The organism is Gammaproteobacteria bacterium (genome assembly GCA_013697705.1).
Taxonomy (GTDB): Bacteria; Pseudomonadota; Gammaproteobacteria; order UBA6002; family UBA6002; genus UBA6002.
In genome coordinates, this window is sequence record JACCWJ010000029.1 from 1 (window position 1) to 7,920 (window position 7,920).

At 37.0% G+C, this 7,920-nt stretch carries 6 protein-coding genes and 1 pseudogene; 2 read left to right on the plus strand and 5 right to left on the minus strand.

From position 1 onward, the window contains the following. Positions 1–80: 80 nt before the first annotated feature. The 5 genes from H0U71_07290 to H0U71_07310 all read right to left on the minus strand — a co-directional run bounded on the left by H0U71_07290 (position 81) and on the right by H0U71_07310 (position 4,416). Positions 81–920 (minus strand): hypothetical protein, encoded by an 840-nt coding sequence (locus tag H0U71_07290; GenBank protein MBA2654853.1) that lies wholly within the window; start codon positions 918–920, stop codon positions 81–83. A 342-nt stretch (positions 921–1,262) separates the two neighbouring features. Next, positions 1,263–1,721: a hypothetical protein gene (locus tag H0U71_07295; protein ID MBA2654854.1), complete on the minus strand. Its 459-nt coding sequence runs from the start codon at positions 1,719–1,721 to the stop codon at positions 1,263–1,265. Between the two features lie 538 nt (positions 1,722–2,259). Then, on the minus strand, positions 2,260–2,829 hold the full coding sequence (locus tag H0U71_07300) for a hypothetical protein (protein ID MBA2654855.1): 570 nt from the start codon (positions 2,827–2,829) through the stop codon (positions 2,260–2,262). Positions 2,830–2,915: 86 nt separating this feature from the next. Further along, a complete protein-coding gene (locus H0U71_07305) occupies positions 2,916–3,119 on the minus strand; it encodes a hypothetical protein (GenBank protein ID MBA2654856.1) in 204 nt (67 codons plus the stop codon). A gap of 499 nt (positions 3,120–3,618) precedes the next feature. Beyond that, positions 3,619–4,416 carry an SDR family oxidoreductase gene (locus H0U71_07310; GenBank protein MBA2654857.1) on the minus strand — a complete coding sequence of 266 codons (798 nt, stop codon included), beginning with the start codon at positions 4,414–4,416 and terminating at the stop codon, positions 3,619–3,621. A gap of 396 nt (positions 4,417–4,812) precedes the next feature. On the opposite strand from H0U71_07310, the pseudogene H0U71_07315 reads away from it, so the two are divergent. Together H0U71_07315 and H0U71_07320 are read left to right on the plus strand one after the other, a co-directional pair. Continuing rightward, positions 4,813–6,074, plus strand: a pseudogene (locus tag H0U71_07315) (IS256 family transposase). A 259-nt stretch (positions 6,075–6,333) separates the two neighbouring features. Continuing rightward, entirely contained in the window at positions 6,334–7,542 is a 1,209-nt protein-coding gene (locus H0U71_07320) for an ISNCY family transposase (GenBank protein ID MBA2654858.1), read from the plus strand. The last annotated feature ends 378 nt before the right edge of the window (positions 7,543–7,920 follow it).

Here is a 7,920-nt window from a genome sequence, read left to right on the forward strand (position 1 = left end):
TAATGCAATTTCAAATTTTGCTACTGCCGACCACTTCTTGTTCTTTGCCATTTTTACCTCCGGTTAGAGGCTATTATCTCTCAAAATTTATTTCTTTGCTGGTCTAAAATGTGGGGGTCATTATAAATATCAAATACATCACCTTGTCGCTTGGCTTCTTCTTTCAGTTCTATTCGTTTTTTAGAAAGTTTATTTAAACTTTCATCTTTATTAATCGATTTAATCACTTTAGTTTTAATTGAATTATATTGATCATAAATCCAACCCAAATCTTTTTTCATCTGAACGCGAACTTCTCTCACTTTACCATCTTCTTCTCCATGGCTCGTGATAGATTTAATGGAGAACGGCTTTCCTTGATACTTATCCTTCATATTTTGATAATTGATAGCAAAGCAGCTTTCGGAAGTTGACTGTTGACTGATCTCCATTATTTTGAAAGTGACTTCACCCTTACCTAATGATTTTTCCACCTCTTCGTGCAGTCCTTCAGGTAAACCATGGGGAGGCGTTGCGTACGGAGAATCTTTGCCATAGGAGTCAGAGTATTCGAACAAAAATTTCTCATCATCTAGTTTTGTAACAAACGCATGGGTAGCATGTCTGCCTTCTAGACTTATAGGAATAAGTAGCGCATCGGCATGATCATCGTTCGCAAAATCATTCAAAGCTTGAATGATTTGACTATAATCAGTAGCACGAATACTTGAAGGTCTCACGATAACACGTCGTTCAAAATTAGGATGACTTAACACATAATTCTGAATAAGAACTGCGTCGGGAGAACCTTCAGCAGGATCATTGACGTTCTCCGTAAATGGAACCTCCATCTTTATGTTCGACGCCAATAGCTTATGGGCCTCTTCCTGATCGAACTTTGCTTTATCTTGTCTATATAATTCTTCTTTCGATGCCGCCATGGTTAATTCCTTCAAATGAGTCTTTATATAAAGGATAGTATCTACTATTCAAAATTTACATCATTAAGTGCCGCTAGCTTAGTAACTTGGAAATGTAGGTTAAGGGTTCAGGTTGGCCCGAAATTAATTATCCAGTGTGACAAGGTCGATTTGTGAATCTTTTATAAAAATTATAAACGATGCAACGCTACTTAATTCATTCCTTAATGTAGCCTGGATGCAGCGTAGCGGAATCCAGGAATTTCATAGCTAGATCCTGGATTCCGCTACGCTGCATCCAGGCTACATTTTATGGTGTATCTGCTGATTTGGTCTTGCTTATAATCAGCTAGTTGGAAGTCATTATTGATTCTGCTGCTGTTCGCGAATTATACATTTAATAATGAATGGTGCTGTAAAAAAAAGAAATATTCCAAACATGGCTAAAAGTTGGAGGCCGATATTTTCAAAAAGAGAGGTATGCCAGTATGTCTTGCTAAGATGAAAATCTATCAACAGGTCTGACGCCATAATAATTACTGCAAAAATTAAACCATGGATAGGTCTTAAGAGGAGCATTATTACCACCATGAAGTCTAAAATAGCAAGCGAGGTCAAATAGAAATTAAAAAATGGTGGAATGCCGGTATAAGGCAGTATGCCTGCATGCATGATGTCTAACCAATGTCGTAGGCCCCCAAAAATAAAACAGATGCCATAAATGGTCATGAAAATTTTTACAAATATTAAGCGCTTCTTTTTTAGAGCTCCATCTTGTTTTTTCTGTATTTCGAAGGTGCGCTTAGTCAGGTTCCAGACCAACAGCTTCTTCCAGTAATTTTAAGCAGGACTTTTGTCACTCAGGCTCCAAGATTGCATGCTGGATAATAAATCCAGTCTAACCGTATAGATTGATAATCTCTACCATCATTTAAATTCCCCCAAAAGTGGACGTTCGCTTCTAGGGGCGAGTAGTCACTAATTGATCTTCAAAAATTTCGCCTGAAATCTTTGCTCTACCTCAAATAAGGAGGCCCTTTAACTAAATTAGAGTAATCTAACCTTTTGATTTGAGAATTAAATGGAGATTAAAATACCTAGGAGGAGATATCCTCCTAATTCCTGGTTTTAGAAGACGAAGTAAAACCATAAAAAGTGACACCTATGTTCGTGCTCGTATTGATGCTGTAACCAAAGAGCGAGCTGCTGATGCGCTCTATAGCTATCGATTTCAGATGCTATCCGTTTGCTTATGCTTCGAGTGGCTGATGAACGTCGTTTACCTTTGAAGTAAAAGTGCCTAATTCAGGAGAAGAAACGTAAGCCTGCACTAGTTTAAAAACATAGAAATAACTATTAATTAAGGTTCAAAACCATATCGCTGACCACTAATTCCAGCATCAGCAATTTTTAAACGTGATTTTTCAGTATAAAAAAAGTTAGGTAAGATTATAGAATCGGTTTTGTCATATGAAGCTGATGATATCAAATCAACTTCCCGGGGTTCTTTCTTTTTTAAAGGATCAAAAATACCCGACTCACGAAATTTTCTATAACTAACAAACCTACCTTCTGGAATGTCTTTAGCAATTTCTTTCGTAATACTAAATGGATCATAAGTAAACATCTCTTTAGCAATAGCGGAAAAAAAACCTTTTTCCCATCCACATTTCACTCCTAATTGTCCTCCCCTAAGCGGCCCATAAATAAGACCTACGACAAAGAATATGGGTATTCCAATAATTAAGATGGCAGGAGAAAAATTTCCGCCGTGTGGCAAAAGCTCCGAAGGATCTGTCATCTCGTCTTTTATTAGGAATTCTTCATTCATGGAAATCCATTTTCCAACCATAGCAAATGGGCCTAAAACAAATCCTGTAACAACCCCCATTATACAACTTGCTACTGCCTTACCTATTTTTTTAAACATTATTTTTACTCCCCATTAATTAAGTTCAATGGGCAATAATAGCAATTGAACTCAAACGGGAAGATGAAAAATAAATTACAATTTTGTCATTTAGGAAGATTAATGATAACTATGGTGCCTTCATTCGCTTCACTGGTGATAGAGATACATCCTTGATGTAAGTCAACAATGGATTTAACAATGGTGAGGTCAAGGCGAATACCATTTATATTTCTAGTTCTTGATTTATCAGCTTGGTAAAAGCAGTCAAAGATATAAGATAAAGGTTCTTCTGCTATTCCATATTCTATGGTCGTTTATAATTATTTTTACTTCTTTTCTCAGTTCAATTATAGAAATATCAATAGTGGAAAAAGGGTTCATTATCTTCTCACCCAATTTTGATTCTTCTGACAAGTCATGAAAAGACGAAATATAATCCTTAGAATATTTGAGTGCGTTAGATAATATATTACTGATCATTCTTCGGAACATAACTTTATTAGCAATAATTTTGGCTGTTCCATTTATATTAAATTGAATTGCCTTATCCTCTGATAGAAACGAGTAATTACTTCTATTTCATTTTTTGTATCTAATTCTTTTTTTTCTAGCTCAATTTGTGAATTTTTTGCGCGTGCTAAAAACAGTAAATTTTCGGTCATCTGTTGAATGTAATTTATTTCTTCGGAACAAACACTCATTTCAGTACAAAAGCGAACACTAAATTAACCGAGAACCGTCGAAATTTCTGCAAGTTCTGTACTGGTAAATTAGCACAAACCATTAGCTTCTGCTTTCCCTGTGCAACTAAAAAATTTTGCCTCCATCTACTGTTATTTCTGTGCCGTTAATATGAAAAGCATCATCAGATGTTAATAAAGCAATAACCCCGGCAACATGATCTGGGCTAACTAATTTACTTTCACCCAGCGGAATCAAAGTTTTAATGAGTTCGCGATTTCCGCCCTCTGGAACCATGAAAGTTTCTGCTAGGTCTGTTTTAATGCTTCCTGGTAAAACACAGTTAGCATGCAATCCTTGTAAACAATACTCAATAAATAGAGAACGCGTAAACGATTTGATTGCACCTTTAGCTGCAGCATAAGCAGACATCCAAGGATGCGGCTGATCTATAGCATTCGATGATGTATTAACTAAATAACTACATTTATTTTTTAATAAATGAGGGATAGCATGCCTATTAACATTAAAAGTACCAGTCAAATTTACAGCAATAACTTCATTCCACTGTTCTAAAGTCATTTCATGAGTATGATAGCAGCGTAAAATACCGACATTATGACTAAGCGCCTGAATACCACCGATCTCTTGGCACAAATTATCTATAACTTGTCCTGCTTCTTCAAAATTAGATATATCACATTTTGAATAGAAGATTTTATTTCCGTAGGTGTTTAATTCTTGAGCCACATCTTTTAGTCTACTTAGATTAATATCTAACAAAGCTAAATTTCCTCCCTCCTGCGCAATACGAATGGCTGCCGCGCGTCCAATACCTGAAGCTGCTCCAGTTATCATGACATTTTTATTTTGAAATCGCTGCATAAGTAAAATATACCAGGAGGTTGGGACTAACAAGTTCAAAAAAACGATCCTTTAATCAGACCGTCGATATCTTCAAAAAGGCTGTTTGAAACAGCCGAATTTCCGGCTAATATACTGGTTTTTGAAATCTAAGTCTACTTACCTATCAATGCGTTGACTAAGCGAAACTACACGGATGCTATGGAAGGGCGATTATATTTGCCTAAAGGTCGTAAAGTTGTTTTTACGTTCGGGGAGGCAGGAGAAAAGTATTTTGAAAAACAATTGTTAGAAGGGGCCAAAAATTTAAAGCAAAAAAAGCATAAATTGCATTTACATATTATTCCTTTTTTTGGGAGATATGATCGAAAGTTGTGTATGAGGTATTGAAGTTGGGTGGTGTACCCTTCAAAATTGAATTTCGACTAAAAAGTTCAATAAAAGAAGGAGTACACCATGGATCAAGATAACGTAATTGCATTAAAAACACTAGAACCCATACAAGATTTACTGACAGAAACCCTACGCCAAGGTGCAAAAAAACTGTTAGCGCTAGCGGTTGAAGCAGAAGTGGAAGACTTTTTTATTAAGAATCAGAAACCGCTGGAAGATGGTCGCCATCAATTTGTACGAAACGGTTATTTACCGGAGCGTGGCATTCAAACAGGCATTGGAGAAGTAAGGGTATCAGTGCCTCGCGTTAGGGATAGAGGGACCATAAAATGAGACTCAATTTCGCTCATCGATTATTCCGAGCTATTTAAGACGCAGCGTAAAGATGCAGGAATTTATTCCTTTATTATATTTAAAAGGTATCTCCACGGGAGATTTTAGAGAAGCGATGTTGCCTTTAATGGGTGATACAGCGAGAGGTTTATCCCCAAGTGTTATATGCCGTCTGAAAGAGCGTTGGGAAGAAGAATATGAAAACTGGAATCAAAGAAGTTTAGCAGGCGATTATTATGTGTATTTGTGGGCAGATGGCATTTATTTTCAAGCCCGCATGGAAGATGCCAAAGATTGCGTTCTAGTCATTATTGGCGTTAAAGCAAATGGTGTTAAAGAGCTCATTGCCATTACAGATGGTTATCGTGAAAGCAAAGAATCCTGGTCGGATTGATTAAAATGTTTGCAACGCCGAGGCTTAAAAAAAGCGCCCAAAATAGGTGTTGGTGATGGTGCATTAGGATTTTGGGGAGCACTTAATGAGGTGTTTCCAGAAACACGTCATCAACGCTGTTGGGTGCATAAGACAGGCAATATTTTAAATTACTTGCCTAAAAGTTTGCAGGCGCAGGCAAAAAGTGACATACAACAAATTTGGATGGCAGAGACTAGGCAGAAAGCTTATAAAGCCTTTGATGAGTTTATTGCCAAGTTCAAATTAAAATATCCCAAGGCAACAGAATGCTTATTAAAAGACAAAGAACAGATGCTAACGTTTTACGATTTTCCAGCGGAGCATTGGAAAAGCTTGCGCACCACCAATCCAATTGAATCAACTTTCGCGACAGTACGGCATCGAACGATAAAAGCAAAGGGATGCTTTTCAAGAACAACCATATTAACGATGGTTTTTAAACTTTGTGAAAGTGCCGAAAAAAGATGGCGGCGCATTCATGGATTTAAGCAGTTAGCGGACGTCCATTGAGGGAATTAATTTTATTGATGGCATTCGTGAGAAGGGAAAAAAATCAAAATTGAAGGTAGCCGCCTAACATGCGCATACACAACTTTTGACAATATCTCTTAATTTCGAGAGGTGCCCTTGTGATACCAAAGGGAAAATGTCCCCCTTTCTCCAAAGCTAAAGTGTCCCCCATATAAATAATCTGCCATCCTGCTTTTTTTCCGAAAAAAGGTGGCAAAGATGGGGGACTTTTTGATTATGAGTAAAAAAGAATTAGAACGCAAAACTATCTTAGACAGTTTTAAATGTGGCAAATTTACTCTAAAAGAATGCTCAAGAAGTTAGGCGTGAGTTATCGACAAACTAAAAGGATCTGGCAAAGATATCAACAAGAATCAGACAAAGGGCTATGTCATAAGAGCCGAGGCAAGAAGGCAAGCAACGCTTATTCTGCAGATTTTAGAGAAAAGATTTTAGGTTTGTATCGGTTAAAGTATTTGGGATTTGGTCCTACGTTTGCAGCTGAAAAAATGCTGGAAGATGACAGCTTACCTATAAATGCTGAAACATTACGTCTTTGGTTAAAAAAAGAAGGTTTATGGACGAAAAAGAGAAAGCGCGTCATTTATAGAGAAAGAAGAGCAAATTTTGGAGATTTGTTACAGATTGATGGCTCAATCCATGGCTGGTTTTCTGATGAAAGAAGAGATTGTTTACTGAATATAGTTGACGATGCAACAGGTATTTCATTTGCATTAATAGATACTGGCGAAACCACGCAGATATTATTAACTTGTTTAAAGAGATGGATAGAACAGTATGGCATCCCCAAATCAGTTTACGTTGATTTAAAGAGCGTATATGTTTCTCCTAAGCGCCTGAAAGAAAAATATGACGACGACTTACTGATAAAAGAGGGTTTTAGTTATTTTGAGCAAGCTTGCAGGAAATTAGGCATTGAAATTATAAAGGCCTATTCCCCGCAAGCTAAAGGGCGGGTAGAAAGAAAGCATGGGGTTTATCAGGATCGATTAGTAAAGGATTTAAAACTATATGGAATAAAAACCATTGAAGCGGCTAACCATTATCTGGAAGAAAAATTTTTAGATAAAATAAACCAAAAATTTGCACAAGCACCTAAAGAAGAAACTGATAATCACAGGAACCCCAAGCCTTACGGAGACTTAGATGAAATTCTGTGTTGGAATTATAAAAGACAGTTAAAAAATGATTGGAGCATTCAATTTAATCGTGAATATTTTCAAGTAAAGAGACTAGAAGGGAGTAGAGTACAGCCAGGAGAATTTATTATTTTAAAAAAATACTTAGATGGCAATATGCGTTTTTGGTATGAAGAGCAACAGTTGGATTATTATCCGTTGTCAAGAAAACCACAGCCACCGTCTAGATCAAAAAAATATTACACACCGAAAGGGAGTTGTGACCCTCAGCTTCGAAGCATGATTGCAAAGAAAAATAAACACAAAACGCCCTGGTCACGGTTTAATGGATTTAATTACTCTAAGAACCATAAGGTAACGGAACCTTCCACCTAGATTTTTACTTGATCTACCTATAAAAGCTAATGTGGATGGATCCTTCGGACCAGCCAGCGCCCTTCGGGTCATGCGGATAAACCATGGATAACGCTAACGCGTTACCCACCGTTTATCCACATTCGCGGGCTTCCCAACCACATTTATTAATAATTTTATTATTAGTTAATTTTAGGTTAATAAAACAGTGAGATTATACTCAGAAGGGGACATTTCTGCTTTGGTAATAAAGGGGACATTTTCCCTTTGGTACGCGTTGCCTCATTGAAAAGTGTTACCGAAGGAAGAGAATCGTTGCCTCACAATTGAGGTTACCCAATTTGTTTGTTAATAATGTAACTATCTGCCTGCTGTTGCCTGTGGGCCCTCATTAATAGT